Origin of the sequence: Pararhizobium sp. IMCC21322, from assembly GCF_030758295.1 — a bacterium.
Taxonomy (GTDB): Bacteria; Pseudomonadota; Alphaproteobacteria; order Rhizobiales.
This window is the reverse complement of the sequence record NZ_CP132335.1, coordinates 4,865,789-4,888,199: the sequence shown is the minus strand read 5'-3', so window position 1 is coordinate 4,888,199 and position 22,411 is coordinate 4,865,789. Positions and strand designations below refer to the sequence as shown.

The window sequence follows — 22,411 nt, the reverse complement described above, 5'->3', positions numbered from 1 at the left end:
TGTTCTGCAATCATATGTGTGAATGCAGTCATCTTTATGCAGGCAATCAGGGGGGATTGAATGAGCGAGACAAATCCATCTCATTATGTTGGGCCACAGCCCATTGATCGGCTGCGCGTACGCAAGATGACGCATGACGATGTCAAAGCCGCATTGCGGGCGGGCCTGTCGGACTATCTGGCAAGGCCGTTTTTGAGCAGTTCTTTTGGCATTGTGTTCGCTCTGGGCGGGCTGTTTGTGGTCGCCAGCCTGTTTTATTACAATCAGATCTGGATGGCGATCCCGGTTGCGCTTGGCTTTCCGCTGATTGCCCCGTTTGCCGCTGCCGGACTTTATGAAATGAGCCGAAGACTGGCTGCGGGCACGCCCTTCGCCTGGCGCGACATCTATCTGGTTGTGTCCCGACAGCCGGGCCGCGAATACGGCTGGATGGCGTTTGTGGTTCTGTTTGTATTCTGGGTCTGGATTTATCAGGTGCGGCTGTTGCTGGCGGTTTTTCTGGGGCTGCAGGCCTTTTCATCCCTGGAAGGGTTTGTTCAGGTGATTACCGGAACCGCCAATGGTTTGCTGTTTATGGGTATTGGTACGATTGTTGGTGCGGTGCTGGCGTTTATCCTGTTTTGCATTACCACCGTGTCCATGCCGCTATTGCTGGATCGGAAGATCGATTTCATAACTGCCATGCTGCTCAGCATCAATACAGTTCGTACAAACCCAGCTGTGATGTTGGGTTGGGGTATGACGATTGGAGTGCTGGTCTTTTTGGCAATGGTGCCAGCTTTTTTGGGTCTCATTGTCGTTTTACCGGTTCTGGGTCATGCAACCTGGCATATCTACTGCTGTGCAATTGAAGAAATACCGGAGGAGGTTTGATCTGCTGGAACCGGTTTTGCACAAACTCAATTTCCCGATTGGGTCCGGATCCTAAAAAGCCGCCCCGATTTCGGGACGGCAGGTGCGACAAAGCAAATCTTGTTCTTATTGGTTTTCCGGCTTTGCCGGTAAGGCCCTACTGAACAGTGATAACTGACATAACCAGCTTGTCGTCCATTTTGACCGGGCCGTCTTCCTTGGCACCAAGTGTGTATTCAAAAGTGCCTGTCTTCATGCCAGCAGATTCTGAGTGAACCATCAGCATCAGCATATCGCCGGATTTGACATCTTCGGTCAAAATTGCAGCAACATCCATGTTTTCACCCATGCGCAGTGGTGCATGGCCTACAACGACGCCTGGTTTCATGTCGGCACCAGTGCGGTGAATTACGAGCCAACCATTTTCGCCAGCGACAACTTTTTCGGCGCTGACAACACCGTTCTCGACGGATTGAGCGGAGGCTTCAACCATTGGCGCCATTGAATGGCTGGCTGCAAAGGCGGCTGTTGCCATCATGCTCAGTGCGGCCGCTGTAATGATATTTTTCATGTTTCTCTCCATTTGATAATCCGGCTGGCATTTGCCTGCCGATAGATAAAGTCACGACGCAACTGGCATGAGAGTTTCAAACTATTTTTCTGAGGCTTCTTTTGCACAAAATATTCTCTCGATTATTCATCAAATTCGAAAATCGCAAATTCCCCGCTTTGAATTTGCGCACATAAATGCAAGTTTAAGGATGCTTTCTGGAGGAGACGGCTTGTTGCGGACAGTTCAAGATATTGAGAATTTGATTTCTCGGATGTCGCTTGGGGACCGCGAAGCCTTTTCTGCACTCTATGATGCAACGTCAGCGAAACTTCTTGGCGTCTGCCTTCGTGTCTTGAGTGAAAGGGCCAGCGCCGAGGAAGCAATGCAAGATACATTTATCAAGGTTTGGAAGAATGCGGATCGTTATGCCAGCAACGGGTTAAGCCCGATGACCTGGCTGATTACGATCGCGCGCAATACAGCCATTGATCGTCTGCGGGCCCAAAAACCGACTTCAGATATCAATGACTACTCAGATAGTTTGGCGTCATCCCTGCCGTCTCCGGAAAACAGCGCTGTTCGCTCATCCGATATGGCGCGCGTTACAAAGTGTCTTGAGGAGCTTCCTGAAGACCGCAGTGCGGCCATACGAGGGGCGTATCTGGATGGGGAGACCTATGCTGATCTTTCAGCACGCCACAAAGTGCCACTCAATACGATGCGCACATGGCTACGCCGGGGACTGTTTTCTCTGCGGGAGTGCATGGACCGATGACAGATTTCCCTGAAAGAGATGATGATTCTGGTCTGGCTGCCGAATTCGCCCTCGGGCTGCTGGAGGGCGAAGAGCACCTTGCGGCGCGTGGCCGCTTGCTGACGGACCCGGTGTTTGCGCGTCAGGTCGCGGATTGGCAGGAAAACATGGCTGCGATGGCAGAAAGTGTCGAGCCGGTGCCGCCTTTAAGTGAGACAAAACACGCTCTTGAAGCGCGCCTGTTTGGTAAACCGCAAAAGCGGTCGTTCTGGAATTTTGCCGGATTGTGGCAGACCGTCAGCGTGGCTTCCATTGCTGTGGCTGCGTTCCTGGCGTTTACGCTTGTGAACTTGCCCGATCCGGAGCCAGGCACTTTGTATGTGACCGAACTGGCATCGGAAAACGACGCCTTACGGGTTCTTGCTGTCTATAATGATGCAACAAAAGAACTCCAGGTCAGTCGCACAAATGGCGGGCCAGCCGCTGGGCGCGATCTGGAACTATGGGGAATCCTTGAAGGTGAAAATCCAGTGTCGATTGGCGTCTTGCCGCAAACGGCAAATGGTACATTTACGCTGCCAACAGGTCTTGAAACCGGGCTTGACGGGCTGACACTGGCTATTACCGATGAACCGGCTGGTGGTTCACCAACCGGGGCCCCAAGCAGTGAGCCTGTTGCTGCAGCTCAAATTTCACGGATTTAAGTTATCCGTGATCTGGCTCAACCTTCCAATTGAGTCGGGACCCGATTGCTTTTTGAAAGCCAATCGCAAGTAAGGTGCCGCGTTGTCTTCGTGGGTCTTTAAAAAAATCCAAAAAATTTTGAAACTTAACTCCACGGGTCTGCGTGTGTTCATGCAGTACCAAAATAATTTGGTTCAACATCGGAGATACACATGAAAATTCTGTCGAAACTTTCCATCGCCGCTGCTGCCGCTCTCATGACAACAGCTGTGTTTGCAGCTAACCCTGATGTTGGTGGCGCTGCCATGTTCGAGAACAAGAACATTGTTGAAAATGCAGTGAATTCCGCTGACCACACAACACTGGTTGCTGCCGTGAAAGCTGCCGATCTTGTGGACACCTTGCAAAGTGCTGGTCCGTTTACAGTTTTTGCCCCGGTCAATGCGGCATTTGACGCGCTTCCTGCAGGCACTGTGGATACGCTTCTGAAACCCGAAAACAAAGACACGTTGACAAAAGTGCTGACTGGGCACGTTGTTGCTGGAAAAGTTTCGGCTGCAGATCTCGTAAGCAAAATCAAGCAGTCCAAGGATGGCTTCTACCACTTCCAGGCCGTATCCGGTGATGCGTTGTCCGCGCAGATGCGCGGTCGTAAAGTCTATATTTATGACGAAAGCGGCAATGCCTCATTGGTCACAATTGCAGATGTGAACCAGTCCAATGGCATCATCCATGTTGTCGACAAGGTTCTGCTTCCCAAATAAGTTCGCCCTTTTATTTGGGAGCGGACGAACCATCCCGGTTATGGTCACCGGGATGGTTCTGTACCCAACACCACTCTTGCGAAGGATATGATGATGAAACGCAGAGATTTTTTGAAAATAAGTGCTGCTTTTTCACTGGTACCCGTTACCGGTTTTGCTTCAGATGGACCGTTTGAAGTAACCCGCACCAAAGCGGAATGGAAGGCCTTGCTGACTGAAACCGAGTATCTTGTGATGCGCGAAGAAGAGACAGAGCGGCCTAATACCAGCCCACTGAATCTTGAGATGCGTGTCGGTGTTTTCCATTGCAAAGGCTGCGATCTGCCGCTTTATGAATCAAGCACCAAATATGACAGCAAAACCGGGTGGCCAAGCTTCTATGAATCGCTGCCGGATGCGGTTGGCACCAAGCCGGACAACACGTTCTTTACCACGCGTACCGAGGTGCATTGTCGCCGTTGTGGCAGCCATCTGGGACACATTTTTAATGATGGTCCAGAACCGACCGGCAAACGTCACTGTCTGAATGGCGTCAGCTTGTCCTTCAAGCCGGCAAAAGCTGCCTAAAACCCATGACTGACCGCGAAAAGCCACCTGTGTGGCAAACAGAGTTGATAGTCGGGCGCCTGTTGCTATCGGCTTTGTTTTTTGCAGGTGGCGTACAGAAAATCGTAGATCCGACACCCGCCATGATGCTGCTTGAAGGCTTCGGGCTCTCTGGCTTTCTTGTATGGCCCGCTGCCGCCTTCAATCTGGTCGCCGGGTTTTTTCTGGCGATAGGTCGAAACGTGGTGCCTGTTGCCAGAACCCTTGCCGCCTATTGTGTTATCACAAGCGCGTTTCACTTCATTCCATCTGATGGCTGGCAAATGTCCATTTTCGTTAAAAACTGGGCCATTGCCGGTGGGCTTCTCGCGCTGTCAGCCGCGCAATCAAGGGCTGTTGCGCTTCGTTAGATCGAAGAATTGCAGAGCGACGCCTGACCCTCATATGTATCTGAATGCGGGCGGCAATTGTGGCTGGGCTCTACATGACATCCGTTTTGCTGCAACGCATCGATTTGTTAGTGAATTCAAAATGACCTGCCACCCAATGCCAATTGCGTCATTGTCTTGGAAGTCTCCCCGGGTCTTGGAAGTCTCCCCGAAGGGTTCGAATGTTTCGCAACATAGATGGACGAATGAATTTAAAGGTTCTCTTTGAGAAGGATCTCGATGCGTATTTTTTCCTGTGAGGCCAAAGGCTCACGCTTATCCACTCGGGCTTTGAGAATTCGGATAGCACTTCTCACCAGATGCCCCGGATTTTGTGCAATGACGGCATCAATCTTTCCGCTCTGCAGCGCAGCTTCTGTAAACGGCGTTCGTTCATGAACGACTTTCACCAGAGGCTGTGTCGCGAATTTTGATATTTCTTCAATCGGTATTCGCGCCTCGGCGCTCAGGACATACACGGCGGAAATGCCGGGGTGGTTCGCAAAGACATTCTTAAAAATTCGCCTGGTTCTTTCCGTATCTCCATAGGATTCAACGGTTGGCAAAGTTTGAAGTTGGGGGTATTCGCGATTGATAACATCATCAAACCCCAATCTGCGCTCGATGCTGTCACGTGATTGCATGGTTTCCGAGACGATGAGAATTTTGCCTTTTTGCCCCCCCAAAAAGCGACCGATCAATTGCCCTGCAGTCGCACCTGCGGCGTGGTTATTGATGCCAACAAAATCAATACTGTCCGCCTTTGGCTGACCTGCGAGAAAATGGACAACTTCCCCACCGCGTTCCAAAAGACGATTGATTGCATCGCGGGCCTGCGGGGATTCCGGTGCCATGATGGCAATCCCATCAGTGAGATCAGCATCTAATCCAGCCAGATAGTCTGCCAGTTTATAGGGATCATCAACAGGAAAGCGAATAGCAGCAACATCAGCCATTTCAGTAGCGAATGCTTTTTTGGCTTCGTCTATGTGTTTCACCAAAACACCCAGAAACTGATCCCCATGTTCGGGAAGCAGAAATCGAAACTGGTAGATTTTTTTCCGGGCAAGATTGACCGCAGAAAGATTGCGCACAAAGCCAATTCTATCAATCGCCTCGTTCACCTTGGCCACTGTACGTGCCTTAACGCCTGAACGACCGTTTAGTACACGATCAATGGTCGCGAGGCTTACCCCTGCCTCAACCGCCAAGTCTTTTGCTGTTGGTCTCATCTACCTAAAATATTCCTCATCGCCGGGATACGCCCTTTTGCTTTTGGGCTGAATTGTTCAACAAAACCGACAGTAAATCAACTTTTGAGGTGCGCACCTCAAAATTAACTTGCAATGAGGTGCGTACCTCATTATGGTGATAACAAGTGATCCTGCCATGATTGTAGGATTATGAAACGGGAGGAATATCTATTATGAAAACCAAACTGATGAATTCTGCCGCAGCTATCGGCTTGCTTTTTTGGGGAGCCGTTGTCGCTACAACTGCAAGCACCAGCTCTGCCCAAGCCGCGGAACTGACGCTCTGCTGGGCTGCTTGGGATCCAGCAAATGCACTTGTTGAAATGAGCAAGGAATTTGAAGCCCAATCCGGCCATAATATGAGCTTCGAATTTGTGCCATGGCCAAATTTTGCCGATCGCATGCTCAATGAATTGAACTCAGGCGGTAAGCTTTGCGATCTTCTGATTGGCGACAGTCAATGGATTGGCGGCGCGGCTGAAAATGGCCAGTACGTCAAATTGAATGATTTCTTCGATAGCGAAGGAATCAAAATGGAAGATTTTCTGCCAGCGACCGTTACCGGTTATGCTGAGTGGCCGAAAAATACGCCAAACTACTATGCCTTGCCAGCCTATGCCGACGTCGTCGGGTGGACCTACCGCAAGGACTGGTTCTCACGCCCAGAAATTCAGGCTGAATTCAAAGAGAAATATGGTCGCGATCTGGATGTTCCTGCAACGCTTGAAGAGCTCAAGCAGGTTGGCGAATTTTTCCAGGGTCGTGAAATTGATGGCAAGAAAGTCTACGGCGCTGCAATCTACACAGAGCGCGGCTCTGAAGGCATCACCATGGGAGTTACCAACGCACTCTACAATTATGGCTTCCAGTACGAAAACCCTGATAAACCCTATGAGCTTGAGGGGTTTGTGAATTCAGAGGGCGCTGTGGAGGGTCTTGAATACTACAAGGCCATGTATGATTGCTGTACGCCTCCGGGCGCTTCTGACGCCTATATGTCCCAGAACATTGATGCCTACAAATCCGGTCAGGTCGCCATGCAAATGAACTTCGCGTTCATCTGGCCTGGTGTTGAGGCTGATCCGAATGTTGGCGGCGGTAAATCAGGCTACTTTGCCAATCCGGCTGGTCCTGCTGGCCAGTTCGCCCAACTCGGCGGTCAGGGTATCTCCGTTGTCGCGAACTCTGACAACAAGGATGCAGCGCTGGAGTACATCAAGTGGTTCGCGCAACCCGATGTCCAGCAGAAATGGTGGGATGTCGGTGGCGCATCTGCCATGCGGGCTGTTGTAGAAGCACCGGACTTTGCAAGCAGCCAGCCTTATGCACAAACCTTCCTCGACTCAATGGCAATCGTGAAGGACTTCTGGGCTGAACCGTCTTATGCCTCTCTGCTTCTACCTATGCAGGAGCGTATCCATAACTACGTTGTTGCAGGAGGCGGCACGGCCAAAGAAGCGTTGGATGGCCTGGTTAAAGAATGGGATGAAGTCTTTGAAGACGAAGGCAAAAAATAAGCCTTAGTCTTTGGCTTCTCCCAATAGATAGTGGGGCCGGAACACAAATTCCGGCCCCTCATATCAGAACCAGGTAAAAACCATGTCAAACTCAGTCATAGACCGCGCAGCTCGGGCTACACCGAATGCTATGGCAACAAAGGTAAGAGGGCTTTCAGACAGAGCGATTGCCTGGATATTTGTCGCTCCAACAATCTTCATTTTGCTCGCGATCAATATTTTTCCGCTGATCTGGACCATCTATCTGAGTTTTACGAATTTCCGGGTGAATCGTCCTAATAATGCTGTCGAGTGGGTCGGATTGCGAAACTATGAACGTATTCTGGGTGACGCTGATATCTGGATTACCATGCAGGCGACAGCGCATTTCCTGATTTGGACGATTATCTGTCAGGTCCTGATTGGCTTTACGCTTGCCTATCTGATCAACAAGAAATTTCGTGGAAACGACCTCTGGACCACAATAATCGTGTTCCCGATGATGCTTTCTCCCGCAGTGGTCGGTAATTTCTGGACCTTTCTGTATCAGCCTCAAATCGGACTGTTCAATTATGTTATTGGATTTCTGACGGGTGCTGATCCGTCCAGTTTTTCCATGATCGGCGAAGTGTCGCTTGCGCCTTGGGCGATCGTAATTGTTGACACCTGGATGTGGACACCCTTTGTCATGCTGATCTGCCTTGCGGGCCTTCGGTCCATTCCGGACAGCATTTATGAAGCTGCCGAATGCGACCGAGCCAGCAAGTGGCGACAATTCTGGACGATCACAATTCCCATGATCCTCCCATTCCTGATGTTGGCAGTGCTGTTTCGCGGAATCGAGAACTTCAAGATGTTCGATCTGGTCGTGCAATTGACCGGCGGTGGCCCCGGCAACACAACCACACTGACATCAATCGATCTCAAGCGTGAGGCGTTTGAAAAGTGGCGCACGGGTTATTCTTCCGCCTACGCGGTAATTCTCTTTGTGACGGTGTTCGGGCTTGCATCCATCTATGTGAAGGCGCTTAACAAGGTGAAACAAAGATGAGCTTTTCAGTCACTGAGCCGTCAGTTCGGCAGAAATGGATCGCTGGTAGTCTGGTGATCTTCTATGCTCTGATTACCATGCTGCCATTGCTCTGGATCGTGGCGACGGGGTTTAAGTCATCAACAGACTCAATTGCATACCCGCCCAAAATCCTGTTCCAACCAACGGTCGAAGGTTATGTCAATGTGTTCACAACGCAGACGCGTTTGAGCGCAGAACTGGCCGAACAGCCCCGTGATGACCTGCCCTGGTATGAACAACTGGCACGCAACAAGGGCAACACGATTGTCGGTGTTTCCCGATATTCCGAACGGTTTTTGAATTCTGTCATCATCGGCTTTGGTTCAACGTTTTTTGCAATCGTATTGGGAACCGCTGCCGCTTATGCGTTCTCAAGGTTCAAAGTGCCACTGAAAGATGATCTGCTGTTTTTCATTCTTTCAACCCGCATGATGCCGCCCATTGCGGTCGCTATTCCGATCTTCCTGATGTTCAGGAATTTGGGTCTCAATGACACGCATGCCGGTATGATCCTGCTTTACACGGCGATAAATCTGTCGCTTGCGGTTTGGCTTATCAACGGGTTCATCGACGAAATTCCGATCGAATATGAAGAGGCTGCCCTGATTGATGGATACACCCGGTTTCAGGCCTTCTACAAAGTCGTTCTGCCACAGGCTGCAACCGGCATCGCTTCGACCGCTATCTTCTGCCTGATTTTCGCGTGGAATGAATACGCTCTGGCTGTTCTTCTGACCTCCGGCACGGCCCAAACAGCTCCGCCATTCATTCCGACCATCATTGGTGTCGGCGGGCAGGATTGGCCAGCTGTCGCCGCAGGAGCAACGATCTTCCTGGTGCCTGTGATGGTGTTCACAATTCTCCTGCGCAAACATCTTTTACGCGGCATTACATTCGGAGCTGTTCGCAAATGACAAATTTCTTCGATGGTTTGCTGCGCTTCAGGCGCGGTTCTTGGGAAATGTTGGCGTCGATCCTGATTGCGCTGGGTGTCGTCATGCTCATGCAGCCTTTTGTGCTGTCGTTGTTCACTTATTCCTTCATCATAACTTTGATTGGCACAGTCATGTTCATCATTGTCAGCCACTTCCCGGAGTAAACCATGGCGCAGATAATGATCAAAAATGTGCGCAAGGATTTCGGTTCATTCAATGCTGTAAAGTCCTCGACTTTCACCATTGAAGATGGCGAATTTTTCATGCTCCTCGGCCCATCAGGTTGCGGCAAAACCACGACTTTGCGAATGATGGCGGGCCTTGAACTCCCGACCAGCGGTGAAATCTACATTGAAGGTGAAGAGGTGGGTATGAAGCCTGCCAGCAAGCGCGACATTGCATTTGTTTTTCAAATGTTTGCGCTCTATCCACATATGAATGTCGGCAAAAACATTTCCTACCCGTTGCGCAGCCAAGGCATGCCAAAGGCCCAGATAAAGAAGAAGGTTGGTGAAGTTGCCGAGATCCTCGGTATTACCGATATTCTCAATCGCCCGGTAGGTGGATTGTCAGGTGGCGACCGTCAGCGTGTGGCGCTGGGGCGTGCAATTGTTCGTGACCCCAAAGCCTTTTTTATGGATGAACCGCTGGGCGCGCTTGATGCCGAGTTTCGCGAACACATGTCGGCAGAACTTCGTGCACTGCATGATCGCATGGGGGCTACCACGGTTTACGTGACCCATGACCAGCTGGAAGCCATGCAGATGGGCGACAAGATTGTGGTGATGAACCATGGTGTTGTTGAACAATTCGGACGACCGCAGGAAATATATGATTGGCCATCGACAATGTTTGTCGCCAGCTTTCTGGGGTCTCCTTCGATGAACTTTTTGACGTTCGAAGGAATGATTGGGAACAATCAACGCACTATTGAGATGAATGGTGTCGATTTCGCAATACCAGAATCGCTGGAAGGTGCACGCGGCAAACTGGCTTTTGGTGTTCGGCCGGAGCATGTGCAGTTCTCCGATTCAAGCGCATACAAAGGTGAAGTGCTCGCGACAGAGTATCTCGGTACGACGCAGATCGTGACCGTCGCCACAGCCAATGGCGAGATAAAATCGCGGGTTAATGCCGTTCAATCAATTCAGGTAGGTGATCACGTTGGACTTCAGTTCGACCCGCGCACCATTACGATTTTCAACGTCGATACGGGTAAAGCGCTGCTGTCACTGGCCAATCAGGAGGTCTTAAAACATGGCTGAAGTCATTTTTAAAAATGTGACCAAAAAATTCGACTCGGACATAGCTCTCGACAATTTCAGCATGACCATTGCGGATGGTTCCTTCGTGGTTCTGCTTGGCCCCACAGGGGCTGGGAAGACCACAAGTCTGCGGATGATATCAGGTCTTGATAAGCCAGATTCCGGGGAAATTTTTATTGGTGGACATTCGATGACTGGCCTGACGCCGGCGCAGAGAAATGTTGCCATGGTTTTTCAGCAGTATTCCTTGTATCCGCACCTGACTGTCCGCGAAAATTTGGAATTTCCACTCAAATCACCGCTTCTCAAAACGCCAGCAGATGAAATCGCCAGCAAAATCCATGAGGTCGCCGAGGTCCTGCAAATTTCGCACAAGCTGGATAACAAGGCGACGGCACTATCAGGCGGTGAGATGCAGCGTGTTTCCATTGGTCGGGCATTGGTCAGAAACCCCTCGATCTATCTTATGGATGAGCCACTAAGCTCACTGGATGCCAAGCTTCGCGCCGATTTGCGCATTGAACTGAAGCGCATTCAGTCAAAATCTGGCGCGACACTTCTCTATGTAACCCACGACCAGATTGAAGCCATGACGATGGCCACGCATGTTGGCGTTCTTGATCGTGGAAAACTGGTGCAATTTGGTAGCCCGCGAGAAATTTATGAAAATCCGGTGAGCATCTATTCCGCCAGCCGCCTTGGCCAGCCAAGAGTAAATATTTTGCCCGCCACCATTTTTGCGGGCGCACCGGACAATGCTGCCAAAATTGGCCTTCGGCCGGAGCAAATTGTGCAAGGCGAGGGCGAAGACAGTCTTGTGACACGGATTGAGCATCTGGGTGACCAGACGCGTTTGCATCTTTCATTCAAGAGCCATGACTTGATTACTGTGACCGATGCGCACACCCGATTGAACGAAGGTGACATTGTTAAAATTCGACCAGAGAAACCGTTTTACTTCGATGCTGACGGCGCACGAACTGCTTAGGAGGAGGTCTTAATGACTCAGTTTATGAACAAAAAAGAAGATATCGTCACAGACGCAGTTGATGGTATCATCGCGGCTTCCGGCGGCAAGCTTGCCCGACTGGATGGCTACCCCCACATTCGTGTCGTGGTTCGTAACGATTGGGACAAGTCCAAAGTCGCGTTGGTATCTGGCGGAGGGTCCGGCCACGAACCTGCCCATGCAGGATTTGTGGGCGAGGGGATGCTAACGGCTGCGGTTTGCGGAGACGTGTTTGCTTCGCCTTCAGTTGATGCGGTGCTGGCAGGTATTCTGGCGGTTACCGGCCCGGCGGGTTGTCTGCTCATCGTTAAGAACTACACAGGTGATCGGCTGAACTTTGGCCTTGCCGCAGAGCGAGCCAAAGCATTTGGTCTCGATGTCAGCATGGTGGTTGTTGATGATGATGTTGCATTGCCCGATCTACCACAAGCGCGTGGCGTTGCAGGAACCTTGTTCGTGCACAAGATCGCTGGTGCATTGGCGGACCGCGGTGTTTCTCTCAAAGAAATTGCCAAACGCGTTGAAAAGGTGATTTCAGGAACCAAAACCATTGGCATGTCGCTCGATACATGCACAGTTCCTGGCTCTCCAAAGGAAATGCGAATTCCCAAAGGTATGGCGGAACTGGGCCTTGGCATTCATGGTGAAGCCGGTGTGGAGCAAATTCAGTATACAAATGCCAAACAGGCAATGGGCGCTGTTGTAGCCAAGCTTGCCAACCATATGGGTGACGGCAATCATGTGGCCTTACTAAACAATCTGGGCGGTGCTTCTGTACTCGAAATGGCCATTCTGACCAACGAACTGGCAAATTCAGATATCGCCGGTAAACTGAAATGGCTGATTGGCCCGGCTTCTATGGTCACGTCTTTGGATATGCGCGGGTTCTCGGTTTCCGTCTATGCTTCAGATGATGAGGATCTTGAGACACTCTCACACCCAACATCGCTGTCTGCTTGGCCAGGCGTTTCTGAAATCACTCCTGTGACTGTTCTGAACCTGCCTGATGGCCTGGCCCGTATAAAGCCGCTTCCATCAGAGCATCAGGAAACGCGCGATTTTCTGATAAAATGTTGCGAAGTTTTGATTGCATCAGAAAGTGACCTCAACGCACTTGATGCAAAATCAGGAGATGGTGATACAGGATCAACTTTGGCAGGCGCCTCGCGCGCTCTGATCTCCACGATGGACACACTTCCACTGGCCGATCACACGCAACTCTATCGCGCGATCGGCCAAGAACTAAGCCAGGCGATGGGCGGGTCTTCAGGCGTTTTACTTGCTATCTTTTTCGCGGCAGCCGGTGATGCTGCCTCAAGCGGTCTGTCCATGACCAGCTCCTTGAAAGCAGGTCTGGTGAGAATGCAAGAAGTCGGAGGCGCAAAACTTGGCGATCGAACAATGGTCGACGCACTTCTTCCGGCCCTGGATGCATTGAATGATGGTTGGGATATGGCCGCAAATGCAGCGCGCGCGGGAGCAGATCATACGGCAACGTTGGTCAAAGCCAATGCAGGTCGGGCGACCTATATCAATGCCCAGCAACTTGAAGGCCATGCCGACCCAGGAGCGGAAGCGGTGGCGCGTTTGTTTGAGCACCTGCAGGGTTAAATCACCGGGCTAAAAACCTACTGAGCCAGAACCGGCTGCCTGTGCTGCCTCTGCGCAAACACATGCGGTGTGGAGGCGGTTCAGTTTTGACGTCTGATCTTCCGATGGTTCTCATCAGCGCCTGATGGAAAGATCAAGGCCGATCCCATAGCGCCGTTCAAATCTGGCGCTGAAGTTGATCTGCAATTGAAGAACCCGTTGTTCTTTGATGCCGCCGGTGAAAGGGTTTTGGCCAATGCTTGAAAAAGACGACATGATGGATCTCATAAACACTTGCGCTGCGGTGGTTGAAGCGCACACCGATGAACTGACAGAACTCGACAGTGCCATTGGTGACGGGGATCATGGGTACAATATGAAACGCGGCTTTGAAGCGTTGCGCGCAGAGGCCGACGTGATTTCAGAAAAACCGTTTCCAGATGCTTTGACAGCTGCCGGCATGAAGCTTGTCATGACTGTCGGAGGTGCACTGTTCATCGTCAAGAATTACGAAGGCGATGTGATGAATTTCGACATGGGCGCGGAAATGGCTGCTGGCGATGTGCTGCAGGTTGTCACCAATGACGACATTGCGGTTGAAGACAGCACTTATACAACGGGGCGTCGCCGGGACGATGGTTGTTGAGAAAATTCTGGGCGCGGCAACGGAAGAGGGAATGGGCCTGCAAGCCCTGAAGGACCTTGGGGATGCGTTAATGGCAATGCGCGCTCCTTTGGCGTGGCACTGACCAGTTGCACGGTTCCGGAAGCGGGAAAGCCGACCTTTGATCTGGGTGAACAGGAAATGGAATTCGGTGTAGGCATTCATGGCGTCCCAGGCCGCAGACGCGATGCGCTGAAGCCGGCAGATGAGATTGCGGAAGAAATCTGCACGGCTATTCTGGATGATCTGGGTCCGGCTAGCGACACACCGGCCTTGCTGTATGTAAATGGCTTTGTCGGGACGCCATCGATGGAGCTGTATCTGATGTATCATGCCGCGCGGCGGATATTTGAGCGCCACGGTATTACAATAGCCCGCTCTCTGGTTGGCTCCTATGTCACGTCGCTCGATATGGCGGGATGTTCCATTACGCTTGTGGGAATGGACGATAAGTCCCTGTCCTGGTGGGATGCGCCGGTGCATACGCCCGGATTGCGTTGGGGTATGTAAAGCTTAGAACGCCTGCGATAGCAGCGAAGCGTAATCCGCTGCGCTGGCTTTGCGTGGATTGGTGCCATTGGTGTGATCTTGCTCTGCCAATGGTGCAGCCTTATCCAAATCCAATTGCGTTACGCCCATTTGGCCAAGTGTTGTGGGCAGCCCAAGTTCTGATGTCAGATCGGCAATTGCTTTGGGTAAATCTGCAGTCGCAGGAAGCCCCATGGCCTGTTTCACCTCCCCATAGCGGTGGCCGACAACAGGCTCATTGAAATGCAGGACATGCGGCAATAACACCGCATTCAGCATTCCATGATGCAGGCTGCGCCCCGGTAGTCCACCGAGTGCATGGCTCATGGCATGGACGGCCCCCAGTCCCTTTTGAAAGGCCAATGCCCCGTTCATAGCCGCTGCCATCATTTGGGTTCGCGCTTCCAGATCCAGGCCGTTTTGGGTGGCTTGTCTTATGTTGGCCGATGCGCGCTTCAAACCATCAATGGCAATGCCATCTGCAGGTGGATTGAACGCGGTGGCAATATAAGTCTCGACACAATGGGTCAACGCATCCATTCCGGTGGCCGCGGTCAGGTGAGGCGGTAGAGTGGTGGTTAGCTGCGGGTCGCAAATGGCCGCGTCTGGAATGAGGTATGGGCTGATGAATCCGAGCTTGCGATGATCATTGAGGACAATGATTGCGCCACGCCCAACTTCCGAGCCTGTTCCTGCCGTTGTCGGGATTGCTATCAGCGGTGGCAGTGTGTCCGTGATTTTATCAATTCCGCCATTGATAACCGCATAGTTTGCCAGCGGACCATCATGGGTGGATGTAAGGGCAATCGCTTTTGCCAGATCAATTGCTGACCCGCCTCCAACGGCGATCACGCCATTGCACTTTTCAGCCATATAGAACTGGCGTCCAGCAAGGGTTGCCGCCTCTGTCGGGTTCTGTGGTGTTTCATCAAACACCACGCTGGATCCAATTTGTGCCAAAAGAGCGGATACCTTGTCCGGTAGTCCTGTTGCGACCAGGCCCTTGTCGGTGACAATCAGGGCGCGGGTGATGGCAAGCCTGGCGCATTCAGTGCGCAGAGCCTCTTCCAGCAGGCCGGTGCCGAAGTGAATGCGTGTCAGATAGTTGATCATGCTCATGATATTCTCCCGCTGAAATCTTATTGAGAATCCTGGCAAAAGCCAGCCATGTTGGTCGGAATTTCGCTTCACACAAAAAACACGGGCGATCACATCATCGTGGATGGGGCAATCACACCTTGCTTCTGTGCAGATTTCTCCCAATTGTTAGACAAGAGGCCAACCGGATAGGTTGTGTTCAGATATTAATGAAGCCCGAGGAAAAAACAGTGAAACGCAGAGATTTTTTGAAGATGAGTGCCGCACTGACGCTGATACCAGCTACAGGTTTTGCTTCCGAAGGACAATTTGAAGTTACCCGGACAAAGGCCGAATGGCGGGCGCTGCTGACAGATTTCGAATTCTCGGTCATGCGGGAAGAAGCTACGGAACGGGCCCATACCAGCCCCTTGAATGCTGAAAAGCGCGATGGCGTTTTCCATTGCAAGGGCTGTGAACTGGCGCTCTATGAATCAAAGACCAAATATGAAAGCGGAACAGGCTGGCCGAGCTTCTATGAATCGCTGCCTGATGCGGTACGCACCAAGGCGGACAACACCTTCTTCTCAAAGCGTACTGAAGTGCATTGCCGCAGATGTGGCAGTCACCTTGGCCATATTTTCAATGATGGTCCAAAACCAACTGGCAAACGTCACTGCTTGAATGGCGTAAGCCTGACATTCGAACCAGCCAGTGTTGGGTAAGACCGAATAATACTTCTGGACAGGCCGGTTGATTTTGGCCGGTTGGTCCAGAAGTTGCCCGGCAAGGGTTGTGAATATATGAAATTGAGCGTTGCACAACTATTTACCGGGCGGCCATTGTACCCATTGCCGGTTCCGAACCCTCAGCAATTCAAAAGTTGAGAGCATTCCGAGCGAGACAATTGTCGTTGAGGCCTGTTTGCAATCCTTGTTGCCTGACCCAGACGGGCTTTTTTATGATCGGTTGCCCGACCCGCATCATGATGATCATTACACCCGTCCCCAGGCAGCTTGAATAAACTGCCGGCGAATTATTGCGCTGCACATTTTTTAAGCTCAAAAGTGGGTAGCTTTGCACAATCGGTGATCAATCATACCGCTTTTAAAACATCATGTGAATCCATAGGTATTTGAAAAATAAGGATTAAAATATTTTTGTTAAACTGGCACGGTCCGTGCAATTAAAAAACAGCTTCTCATGGCTCGCAGGGATCCAATGACGGGATCCTCAGGCAAAGTCGCCAAACCAACCGTTCTGCTCCCTCCCGCAGATCGGCCGGTTTGGCGACTTTTTTCGTTTTTGGCTGGTCGCATCCGATCCGACAGATACTGTAGTTACAAATCAAGCCCTGTTTGTCACATTGGAGCCGGAGGCCAATTGGAAAGCTTTGCTGGATCGTGGGATCACAGGCGATCTGGATGGTGATCATATGTTGGCGGGGCAGCCCTTGGCCGCGACAATCAGATTTGGCACCAAGGTGCATATCGTAATGCCATTCTCCAGGGATCTGAATGGTAATGGCGAGCAGGTTCACCCGAACGAAGCTGATGCTTTGAAGAAGGTGGATGACGGGTCAAAGGCTGAGGGCCGTTCTTTCAGTAAAGGCATGGTGTCCCCGGTCTCAACTCAAAATTATGAGCTGCGCTATTAGCTTGCTTCCGGCAATATTCACCAAATGATGATGATTGGCATTGGCGCTGCGTTTGCCGTCTGCTCCACCGTTCTGGGTTCTAAAGGTCTTATTTGCGATTTGCATGCCATGAGGCTTGTGCTGTCGTCGCGGCTTCGTTCTCAAGGTTTGTGTAAAGCGCAATTCGTAGCGCCAGACTGCCATAGTTTGCACTGAGATCAACCAATTGGCCGTTTTCGAATTCACGGTAGACCATGCTGACAGGCAGCCAGGCGATGCCCAATCCGTTGATCGCCATTTCTTTGATACCTGCTGAAAAAGCCGTTTGATAAACAGCGTTGGCCGCTTTGCTGGGTGTTGAAAACTGTTTTTGTTTTCCGGCCAGCAACTCCCCGAAATAGCTTTGTTCCGGATACACGATTGCGGGCGTGTGATCGTCCACACTTCCGTCATTGGCGCGATTGTAACGGAATTTTCCACCGACCAGAGGCACCAGGCGGTCGGTGCCCCATTCATCATGCTGGATAGAACTGTCAAAGGGCATCGGTTTGGCGGTTTCATCCTCATAGCACAGCAGGATGGAGGCATCACCGCGTAGAAACACCGATATACACTCGCCCCGATTACCCGCCCGCAGGCGAAAGCCGAGTGACGGCATATGTTCGCGCGTGATGGCTGCAATATCGGGGAAAGATGAGGTGATCAGGGCATGCTGGGTGGCAATTGTGATGACAGATCGCTCTGGTTTGAACGTGCTTATTTTGTTGCGCAGTTCCTGAACGCGAAGAATCATTGACCGTATTTCATCTTCATTGGCCAGCAGTGACGGGCTCAGGATAACACGGTTGGCCTTGCGCTGGAGAAGCGACACACCCATCCAATCTTCAAACGATCTGATGCGGCGGGAGAAGGCGGGTTGTGTGATGTTTCGCCGTTCTGCCGCTCTTGTCATATTCTGCTCTTCCAGCAGAACCAGAACATCCTCAAACCATCGTAAATCCATTTTAAAACGCCCCCAGACATACTTTTTATTTGGCTAGGCAGACATATTGGCACTTTTCAGCACGTAAATCCTGCTCAATGATAAGAAAAAGTTTGGCTAACAGGAGTCGTAGTGGATTTGCAAAAAGATAAGAATGACGACGAACAAGCTCTCAACTCAAGTTCTTCGGCTTTGGAATTGAAGCTGTGCAAGGATTTGTCCATTGCGCTTTCTGCGTTTCCGCGCACCCGACTTGGGCATTTGCCGACACCATTGGAACCGATGGATCGTCTGTCGGAGCTTCTCGGCGGCCCTCGGTTGTGGGTTAAGCGCGATGATTGCACCGGATTGTCATCTGGCGGAAACAAAACCCGCAAGCTTGAGTATCTGATGGCAGATGCTCAGCAAAAGGGTGCCGACACCATTATTACGCAGGGTGCGACCCAATCCAATCATGCCCGTCAGACGGCGGCGGCTGCTGCAAAGCTGGGATTGGCGTGCCACATTTTGCTTGAAGACCGTACCGGTTCGAATGATCCGCAATATAATCTGAACGGAAATGTGTTGTTGGACCGATTGCATGGTGCGACCGTTTCCAAGCGCCCCGGTGGTACGGATATGGCTGCGGAGATGGTGACCTTTGCCGACAAGTTAAGTGCAGATGGCGCCACGCCTTACATAATTCCCGGAGGTGGCTCCAATCCTATTGGTGCGCTAGGCTATGTGAATTGCGCACGTGAGTTGGTCGAACAGGCCGCAGATATGGGGCTCAAGATTGATGCTCTGGTTCATGCGACGGGTAGTTCTGGCACGCAAGCAGGTCTGGTAACGGGTCTGACAGCGATCAAGAGCGATATTCATTTGCTGGGTATTGGTGTGCGCGCGCCGCGTGAAAAGCAGGAACAAATGGTCTTTGATCTGGCTGTCCAGACTGCAAAACATCTTGATGCCGGCGTCACGATTGAGCGCAGCGATGTGCGCGCGATTTGCGATTATGTAGGCCCGGGATACGGCCTGCCGACAGATGGCATGCGCAAAGCGGTGAGGATGCTGGCCGAGACAGAAGGCCTGCTGTTTGATCCGGTCTATTCCGGCAAAGGGCTGGACGGCCTGATTGATTTGATCCGCAAGGGACATTTCGACGGTATGGAGAATATCGTCTTTTTGCATACGGGCGGCAGCGCTGCACTGTTCGGTTATCCCGAAACGTTCGATCTTCCAGAATACGTAAATTGAAAACCCTGAAGGAGCCTAGAATGACTACATTGAAATCCAAACTGATCACGGCCTGTGTTGGGCTGGGACTTGCATTTGGTGGCGCATCCACCGCGTTTTCGCAAGATGGCGGCACACTTGAAAAAATCAAGTCGAGCGGCGAGATTGTTATCGGTCACCGTGAATCATCGGTTCCATTTGCCTATCTTGATGACAGCCAACAGCCGGTTGGTTACTCGATTGATCTGTGCATGAAAATTGTTGAAGCCGTTTCTGCCGAACTGGAAATGGATGTTGCAGTCAGATACGTGGCAATCAATCCCAAAACCCGTATTGCGTTGCTGGCCAATGGCACGATTGATATGGAATGTGGTTCAACCACAAACAATCTGACCCGTCAGCAACAGGTCGAATATCTGCCGACCACATTTGTGACAGGCACAAAACTGCTCGTGCGCAAAGATAGCGGCATTAGTTCTGTTGCTGACCTGGATGGCAAGTCCATTGCCATTGCACAGGGCACAACCAATGAGCGCGCCGTGAAGGCAGCCGTTGAAGCTGCTGGCATGGATGTGAAAATCCTGCCTGTGCGTGATCTTGCTGAAGGCATGCTGTCGCTCGAAACCGATCGTGTTGACGCTTACTCTTCCGATCACATTCTGCTGTTTGGTCTGATCTCCAAATCGAAGAATCCTGACGATTTTGTCGTTGTTGGCGATTTCCTTTCGTTTGATCCCTATGCCCTGATGGTGCGCAGGAATGACAGTGCCTTTGAGCTGGTAGGCAAAAAGGCGTTGGCAGAGGTTTTCCGTTCAGGTGAAATCAATGACATCTACGGAAAATGGTTCGATCCACTTGGTGTTCCGGCAGATGATTTGTTGAAAGCTGCCTTCACACTTGGCGGCTTGCCAAACTAATCCGATCATCATTCGGGCCACTGTCCAAAATCGGTATAGTGGCCCGTTTTTCTGGGGCAATTTGCAGGCAAGCTGATGGATTATAATTGGAATTGGGGCGTTCTGTTTGAAGAAGAGTATCTCGGCTGGCTCATCAGTGGGTTCTGGTGGACGATTGCTGTTGCTCTTTGTGCCTGGTGCATTGCCATTGTCGTTGGCTCTCTTGTCGGAATCGGCCGCACGGTACCCAACCGTTTCATCCGAATTATTTGCGGCTCCTATGTTGAGCTGTTTCGAAACATTCCCCTGCTGGTGCAAATGTTTATCTGGTATTTTGCGATACCGGAACTGGTGCCCGATGATTGGGGACGCTGGATGAAACGCGATATGCCCAATCCGGAATTTACCACTGCGGTGATTGCACTGGCACTCTACACTGCCTCGCGAATTGCCGAACAGGTGCGTGCCGGGATTGAAACTGTTCCAGTCGGTCTTAACGCTGCAGCAAAAGCCCACGGGCTGAGTGTTGCACAGACATACAGACATGTTCTGTTGCCTATTTCCTTCCGGCTTATTGTGCCGCCGCTGACTTCCGAATTTCTAACGGTTTTCAAGAACTCATCATTGGCTCTGACGATTGGGCTTCTGGAACTGACAGCGCAAAGCCAGCAGATTGCTGAATACACATTTCAGGGTTTCGAAGCCTTTACGGCAGCAACCGTGATTTATGTCTGTATTGCGCTCGTTGCCACCGTGATCAGCCAGTCTCTGGAACGCTACACTGCCATTCCAGGATTTGTAGGAAAGGAGGCTTAAGATGGACGATTTTGATTTTGGCGTTATCATCCAGTCGCTTCCGTTTCTTTGGGAAGGATTGCAACTCAGCCTGTGGCTGACTTTCCTGGCAATCGTCGGCGGGATTGTGCTTGGTACGCTGTTGGCGCTGGCACGGCTCTCCGGCATTCTACCCCTGTCGCTTTTGGCAGCTGGCTATGTGAATCTCATTCGGTCTGTACCCCTGATCCTGGTAATCTTCTGGTTCTACTTTCTGGTTCCGCTGCTTTTGGGACGTCCGATTGGCGGTTTCTACTCGGCACTCATAGCGTTTGTTTTGTTTGAGGCAGCCTATTATTCGGAGATCATGCGCGCTGGCATTCAAAGCGTGCGCCAAGGCCAGGTCTTTGCAGGTAAAGCAACCGGGCTGAACTATTGGCAAATTCAGCGGTTTGTTGTTCTGCCACAGGCATTTCGCAACATGATCCCGATTTTGGTGACGCAAGGTATTATCCTGTTTCAGGATACATCGCTGGTCTTTGTGGTCAGCCTGCGTGACTTCATGACGGCTTCTTCGATTGTTGCCCGAACGGAAGGGCGCCTTGTGGAAATGTATCTGTTTGCCGCTGTTGTGTATTTCGTGATCTGCTTTGCAGGTTCCCTTTATGTAAGACGACTGAAAAGCCGGATGGCCACATGATTGAAATTGATAATATAAGCAAATGGTACGGCAGTTTTCGTGTTCTGACCGATTGCACGACAGCCGTAAACAAAGGCGAGGTGGTAGTCGTTTGCGGGCCATCGGGTTCTGGCAAATCCACCTTGATCAAATGCGTCAACGGGCTGGAGCCGGTTCAGCAGGGGCGTATCAGCGTTGAGGGGCAGGAAGTTACTGCAAAATCCACCAATCTGACCAAATTGCGCTCTCGAATCGGTATGGTGTTCCAGCATTTTGAGCTGTACCCGCATATGTCGGTTCTGGAGAATTTGTGTCTGGCACAGGAAAAGGTGCTGAAGCGCTCTCGTGATGAGGCCGTCAGCCGTGCCGAGCAATTGATTGACCGTGTTGGTCTGTCCGAGCACCTGACAAAGTTTCCAAGCCAGTTATCCGGAGGCCAGCAGCAACGGGTCGCCATAGCCCGTTCTCTGGCTATGGATCCTATTGCGATGCTGTTCGATGAGCCGACCTCGGCGCTGGATCCGGAAATGATCAATGAAGTGCTTGATGTCATGGTGGGGCTGGCCAAGGAGGGCATGACCATGATGGTGGTGACCCATGAAATGGGGTTTGCCAGAAAAGTCGCAGACCGGGTTATATTCATGGACGAGGGTGCCATTGTCGAAGATCGGGAAACGCAGAGCTTCTTCTCAAATCCTGAAAGTGACCGTGCCAAGGACTTTTTGTCCAAAATTCTCGACCATTAAGTGGTTGCTGACC

The 22,411-nt window shown here is 51.3% G+C and carries 24 protein-coding genes and 3 pseudogenes; 22 read left to right on the top strand and 5 right to left on the bottom strand.

Annotation, left to right across the window (positions count from 1 at the left end; translation table 11 throughout):
• Nucleotides 1-60: 60 nt before the first annotated feature.
• The gene (locus RAL91_RS23250) at nt 61-873 is read left to right on the top strand and encodes a DUF2189 domain-containing protein (protein WP_306258610.1); all 813 of its coding nucleotides are present in this window, start codon (nt 61-63) and stop codon (nt 871-873) included.
• Between the two features lie 136 nt (nt 874-1,009).
• Here RAL91_RS23250 and RAL91_RS23245 read toward each other — a convergent pair whose 3' ends face one another.
• Nucleotides 1,010-1,423 (bottom strand): hypothetical protein, encoded by a 414-nt coding sequence (locus RAL91_RS23245; RefSeq protein ID WP_306258609.1) that lies wholly within the window; start codon nt 1,421-1,423, stop codon nt 1,010-1,012.
• Between the two features lie 190 nt (nt 1,424-1,613).
• On the opposite strand from RAL91_RS23245, the gene RAL91_RS23240 reads away from it, so the two are divergent.
• The 5 genes from RAL91_RS23240 to RAL91_RS23220 all read left to right on the top strand — a co-directional run bounded on the left by RAL91_RS23240 (nt 1,614) and on the right by RAL91_RS23220 (nt 4,563).
• Nucleotides 1,614-2,180, top strand: a complete 567-nt coding sequence (locus RAL91_RS23240) for a sigma-70 family RNA polymerase sigma factor (RefSeq protein ID WP_306263087.1) — start codon at nt 1,614-1,616, stop codon at nt 2,178-2,180.
• On the top strand, nt 2,177-2,863 hold the full coding sequence (locus tag RAL91_RS23235; RefSeq protein WP_306258608.1) for an anti-sigma factor domain-containing protein: 687 nt from the start codon (nt 2,177-2,179) through the stop codon (nt 2,861-2,863). Before RAL91_RS23240 ends, RAL91_RS23235 begins: the two co-directional genes overlap by 4 nt.
• Before the next feature lie 192 nt (nt 2,864-3,055).
• A complete protein-coding gene (locus RAL91_RS23230) occupies nt 3,056-3,607 on the top strand; it encodes a fasciclin domain-containing protein (RefSeq protein WP_306258607.1) in 552 nt (183 codons plus the stop codon).
• A gap of 90 nt (nt 3,608-3,697) precedes the next feature.
• Nucleotides 3,698-4,174 carry a peptide-methionine (R)-S-oxide reductase MsrB gene (gene msrB, locus RAL91_RS23225; protein ID WP_371932455.1) on the top strand — a complete coding sequence of 159 codons (477 nt, stop codon included), beginning with the start codon at nt 3,698-3,700 and terminating at the stop codon, nt 4,172-4,174.
• A gap of 5 nt (nt 4,175-4,179) precedes the next feature.
• On the top strand, nt 4,180-4,563 hold the full coding sequence (locus RAL91_RS23220; protein ID WP_306258605.1) for a DoxX family protein: 384 nt from the start codon (nt 4,180-4,182) through the stop codon (nt 4,561-4,563).
• A gap of 230 nt (nt 4,564-4,793) precedes the next feature.
• Here the strand turns inward: RAL91_RS23220 and RAL91_RS23215 are convergent, their stop codons facing one another.
• Nucleotides 4,794-5,813: a LacI family DNA-binding transcriptional regulator gene (locus RAL91_RS23215; RefSeq protein WP_306258604.1), complete on the bottom strand. Its 1,020-nt coding sequence runs from the start codon at nt 5,811-5,813 to the stop codon at nt 4,794-4,796.
• Nucleotides 5,814-6,007: 194 nt separating this feature from the next.
• Between RAL91_RS23215 and RAL91_RS23210 the strand changes: the two genes are divergently transcribed.
• From RAL91_RS23210 to RAL91_RS23180, 7 genes are all read left to right on the top strand, one after another.
• Complete coding sequence (locus RAL91_RS23210; protein ID WP_306258603.1) at nt 6,008-7,351, top strand: ABC transporter substrate-binding protein; 1,344 nt, start codon at nt 6,008-6,010, stop codon at nt 7,349-7,351.
• Nucleotides 7,352-7,433: 82 nt separating this feature from the next.
• A complete protein-coding gene (locus RAL91_RS23205; RefSeq protein ID WP_306258602.1) occupies nt 7,434-8,381 on the top strand; it encodes a carbohydrate ABC transporter permease in 948 nt (315 codons plus the stop codon).
• Nucleotides 8,378-9,316 carry a carbohydrate ABC transporter permease gene (locus RAL91_RS23200; protein ID WP_306258601.1) on the top strand — a complete coding sequence of 313 codons (939 nt, stop codon included), beginning with the start codon at nt 8,378-8,380 and terminating at the stop codon, nt 9,314-9,316. Before RAL91_RS23205 ends, RAL91_RS23200 begins: the two co-directional genes overlap by 4 nt.
• Complete coding sequence (locus tag RAL91_RS23195; RefSeq protein ID WP_306258600.1) at nt 9,313-9,501, top strand: hypothetical protein; 189 nt, start codon at nt 9,313-9,315, stop codon at nt 9,499-9,501. Before RAL91_RS23200 ends, RAL91_RS23195 begins: the two co-directional genes overlap by 4 nt.
• Before the next feature lie 3 nt (nt 9,502-9,504).
• On the top strand, nt 9,505-10,602 hold the full coding sequence (locus RAL91_RS23190) for an ABC transporter ATP-binding protein (RefSeq protein WP_306258599.1): 1,098 nt from the start codon (nt 9,505-9,507) through the stop codon (nt 10,600-10,602).
• Nucleotides 10,595-11,590, top strand: a complete 996-nt coding sequence (locus RAL91_RS23185) for an ABC transporter ATP-binding protein (protein WP_306258598.1) — start codon at nt 10,595-10,597, stop codon at nt 11,588-11,590. Before RAL91_RS23190 ends, RAL91_RS23185 begins: the two co-directional genes overlap by 8 nt.
• 12 nt (nt 11,591-11,602) lie before the next feature.
• Nucleotides 11,603-13,222 (top strand): dihydroxyacetone kinase subunit DhaK, encoded by a 1,620-nt coding sequence (locus RAL91_RS23180; RefSeq protein ID WP_306258597.1) that lies wholly within the window; start codon nt 11,603-11,605, stop codon nt 13,220-13,222.
• A gap of 114 nt (nt 13,223-13,336) precedes the next feature.
• Here the strand turns inward: RAL91_RS23180 and RAL91_RS23175 are convergent, their stop codons facing one another.
• The gene (locus tag RAL91_RS23175; protein WP_306258596.1) at nt 13,337-13,477 is read right to left on the bottom strand and encodes a hypothetical protein; all 141 of its coding nucleotides are present in this window, start codon (nt 13,475-13,477) and stop codon (nt 13,337-13,339) included.
• Between RAL91_RS23175 and RAL91_RS23170 the strand changes: the two are divergent.
• A pseudogene (locus RAL91_RS23170) lies at nt 13,476-13,691 on the top strand (DAK2 domain-containing protein); the annotation flags it as partial. The gene RAL91_RS23175 and the pseudogene RAL91_RS23170 sit on opposite strands and share 2 nt — an antisense overlap.
• Nucleotides 13,674-14,375, top strand: a pseudogene (locus RAL91_RS23165) (dihydroxyacetone kinase subunit DhaK). The pseudogenes RAL91_RS23170 and RAL91_RS23165, both read left to right, overlap by 18 nt.
• Nucleotides 14,376-14,378: 3 nt before the next feature.
• Here RAL91_RS23165 and RAL91_RS23160 read toward each other — a convergent pair.
• The gene (locus RAL91_RS23160) at nt 14,379-15,512 is read right to left on the bottom strand and encodes an iron-containing alcohol dehydrogenase (protein WP_306258595.1); all 1,134 of its coding nucleotides are present in this window, start codon (nt 15,510-15,512) and stop codon (nt 14,379-14,381) included.
• Nucleotides 15,513-15,721: 209 nt separating this feature from the next.
• On the opposite strand from RAL91_RS23160, the gene msrB (RAL91_RS23155) reads away from it, so the two are divergent.
• Together msrB (RAL91_RS23155) and RAL91_RS23150 are read left to right on the top strand one after the other, a co-directional pair.
• Nucleotides 15,722-16,195, top strand: a complete 474-nt coding sequence (gene msrB / locus RAL91_RS23155) for a peptide-methionine (R)-S-oxide reductase MsrB (protein ID WP_371932454.1) — start codon at nt 15,722-15,724, stop codon at nt 16,193-16,195.
• A 620-nt stretch (nt 16,196-16,815) separates the two neighbouring features.
• A pseudogene (locus tag RAL91_RS23150) lies at nt 16,816-17,124 on the top strand (ABC transporter substrate-binding protein); the annotation flags it as partial.
• 91 nt (nt 17,125-17,215) lie between these two features.
• On the opposite strand, the gene RAL91_RS23145 reads toward RAL91_RS23150, so the two are convergent.
• Entirely contained in the window at nt 17,216-18,109 is an 894-nt protein-coding gene (locus tag RAL91_RS23145) for a LysR family transcriptional regulator (RefSeq protein ID WP_306258594.1), read from the bottom strand.
• Nucleotides 18,110-18,220: 111 nt separating this feature from the next.
• On the opposite strand from RAL91_RS23145, the gene RAL91_RS23140 reads away from it, so the two are divergent.
• From RAL91_RS23140 to RAL91_RS23120, 5 genes are all read left to right on the top strand, one after another.
• On the top strand, nt 18,221-19,324 hold the full coding sequence (locus RAL91_RS23140) for a D-cysteine desulfhydrase (protein ID WP_306258593.1): 1,104 nt from the start codon (nt 18,221-18,223) through the stop codon (nt 19,322-19,324).
• Between the two features lie 20 nt (nt 19,325-19,344).
• Nucleotides 19,345-20,220 (top strand): amino acid ABC transporter substrate-binding protein, encoded by an 876-nt coding sequence (locus RAL91_RS23135; RefSeq protein WP_306258592.1) that lies wholly within the window; start codon nt 19,345-19,347, stop codon nt 20,218-20,220.
• Between the two features lie 75 nt (nt 20,221-20,295).
• Nucleotides 20,296-21,015 (top strand): amino acid ABC transporter permease, encoded by a 720-nt coding sequence (locus tag RAL91_RS23130; RefSeq protein ID WP_306258591.1) that lies wholly within the window; start codon nt 20,296-20,298, stop codon nt 21,013-21,015.
• Between the two features lies 1 nt (nt 21,016).
• Nucleotides 21,017-21,673 carry an amino acid ABC transporter permease gene (locus RAL91_RS23125; protein ID WP_306258590.1) on the top strand — a complete coding sequence of 219 codons (657 nt, stop codon included), beginning with the start codon at nt 21,017-21,019 and terminating at the stop codon, nt 21,671-21,673.
• A complete protein-coding gene (locus RAL91_RS23120; protein ID WP_306258589.1) occupies nt 21,670-22,398 on the top strand; it encodes an amino acid ABC transporter ATP-binding protein in 729 nt (242 codons plus the stop codon). The genes RAL91_RS23125 and RAL91_RS23120 overlap by 4 nt, the downstream gene beginning before the upstream one ends.
• Nucleotides 22,399-22,411 lie beyond the last annotated feature (13 nt).

What these genes read in the sequence shown, in the direction of transcription:
- RAL91_RS23250 (WP_306258610.1), top strand. Translation starts at nt 61, where the DNA reads ATGAGCGAGACAAATCCATCTCATTATGTTGGGCCACAGCCCATTGAT.
- RAL91_RS23245 (WP_306258609.1), bottom strand. Translation starts at nt 1,423, where the DNA reads ATGAAAAATATCATTACAGCGGCCGCACTGAGCATGATGGCAACAGCC.
- RAL91_RS23240 (WP_306263087.1), top strand. Translation starts at nt 1,614, where the DNA reads ATGCTTTCTGGAGGAGACGGCTTGTTGCGGACAGTTCAAGATATTGAG.
- RAL91_RS23235 (WP_306258608.1), top strand. Translation starts at nt 2,177, where the DNA reads ATGACAGATTTCCCTGAAAGAGATGATGATTCTGGTCTGGCTGCCGAA.
- RAL91_RS23230 (WP_306258607.1), top strand. Translation starts at nt 3,056, where the DNA reads ATGAAAATTCTGTCGAAACTTTCCATCGCCGCTGCTGCCGCTCTCATG.
- msrB (WP_371932455.1), top strand. Translation starts at nt 3,698, where the DNA reads ATGATGAAACGCAGAGATTTTTTGAAAATAAGTGCTGCTTTTTCACTG.
- RAL91_RS23220 (WP_306258605.1), top strand. Translation starts at nt 4,180, where the DNA reads ATGACTGACCGCGAAAAGCCACCTGTGTGGCAAACAGAGTTGATAGTC.
- RAL91_RS23215 (WP_306258604.1), bottom strand. Translation starts at nt 5,813, where the DNA reads ATGAGACCAACAGCAAAAGACTTGGCGGTTGAGGCAGGGGTAAGCCTC.
- RAL91_RS23210 (WP_306258603.1), top strand. Translation starts at nt 6,008, where the DNA reads ATGAAAACCAAACTGATGAATTCTGCCGCAGCTATCGGCTTGCTTTTT.
- RAL91_RS23205 (WP_306258602.1), top strand. Translation starts at nt 7,434, where the DNA reads ATGTCAAACTCAGTCATAGACCGCGCAGCTCGGGCTACACCGAATGCT.
- RAL91_RS23200 (WP_306258601.1), top strand. Translation starts at nt 8,378, where the DNA reads ATGAGCTTTTCAGTCACTGAGCCGTCAGTTCGGCAGAAATGGATCGCT.
- RAL91_RS23195 (WP_306258600.1), top strand. Translation starts at nt 9,313, where the DNA reads ATGACAAATTTCTTCGATGGTTTGCTGCGCTTCAGGCGCGGTTCTTGG.
- RAL91_RS23190 (WP_306258599.1), top strand. Translation starts at nt 9,505, where the DNA reads ATGGCGCAGATAATGATCAAAAATGTGCGCAAGGATTTCGGTTCATTC.
- RAL91_RS23185 (WP_306258598.1), top strand. Translation starts at nt 10,595, where the DNA reads ATGGCTGAAGTCATTTTTAAAAATGTGACCAAAAAATTCGACTCGGAC.
- RAL91_RS23180 (WP_306258597.1), top strand. Translation starts at nt 11,603, where the DNA reads ATGACTCAGTTTATGAACAAAAAAGAAGATATCGTCACAGACGCAGTT.
- RAL91_RS23175 (WP_306258596.1), bottom strand. Translation starts at nt 13,477, where the DNA reads ATGTCGTCTTTTTCAAGCATTGGCCAAAACCCTTTCACCGGCGGCATC.
- RAL91_RS23160 (WP_306258595.1), bottom strand. Translation starts at nt 15,512, where the DNA reads ATGAGCATGATCAACTATCTGACACGCATTCACTTCGGCACCGGCCTG.
- RAL91_RS23145 (WP_306258594.1), bottom strand. Translation starts at nt 18,109, where the DNA reads ATGGATTTACGATGGTTTGAGGATGTTCTGGTTCTGCTGGAAGAGCAG.
- RAL91_RS23135 (WP_306258592.1), top strand. Translation starts at nt 19,345, where the DNA reads ATGACTACATTGAAATCCAAACTGATCACGGCCTGTGTTGGGCTGGGA.
- RAL91_RS23130 (WP_306258591.1), top strand. Translation starts at nt 20,296, where the DNA reads ATGGATTATAATTGGAATTGGGGCGTTCTGTTTGAAGAAGAGTATCTC.
- RAL91_RS23125 (WP_306258590.1), top strand. Translation starts at nt 21,017, where the DNA reads ATGGACGATTTTGATTTTGGCGTTATCATCCAGTCGCTTCCGTTTCTT.
- RAL91_RS23120 (WP_306258589.1), top strand. Translation starts at nt 21,670, where the DNA reads ATGATTGAAATTGATAATATAAGCAAATGGTACGGCAGTTTTCGTGTT.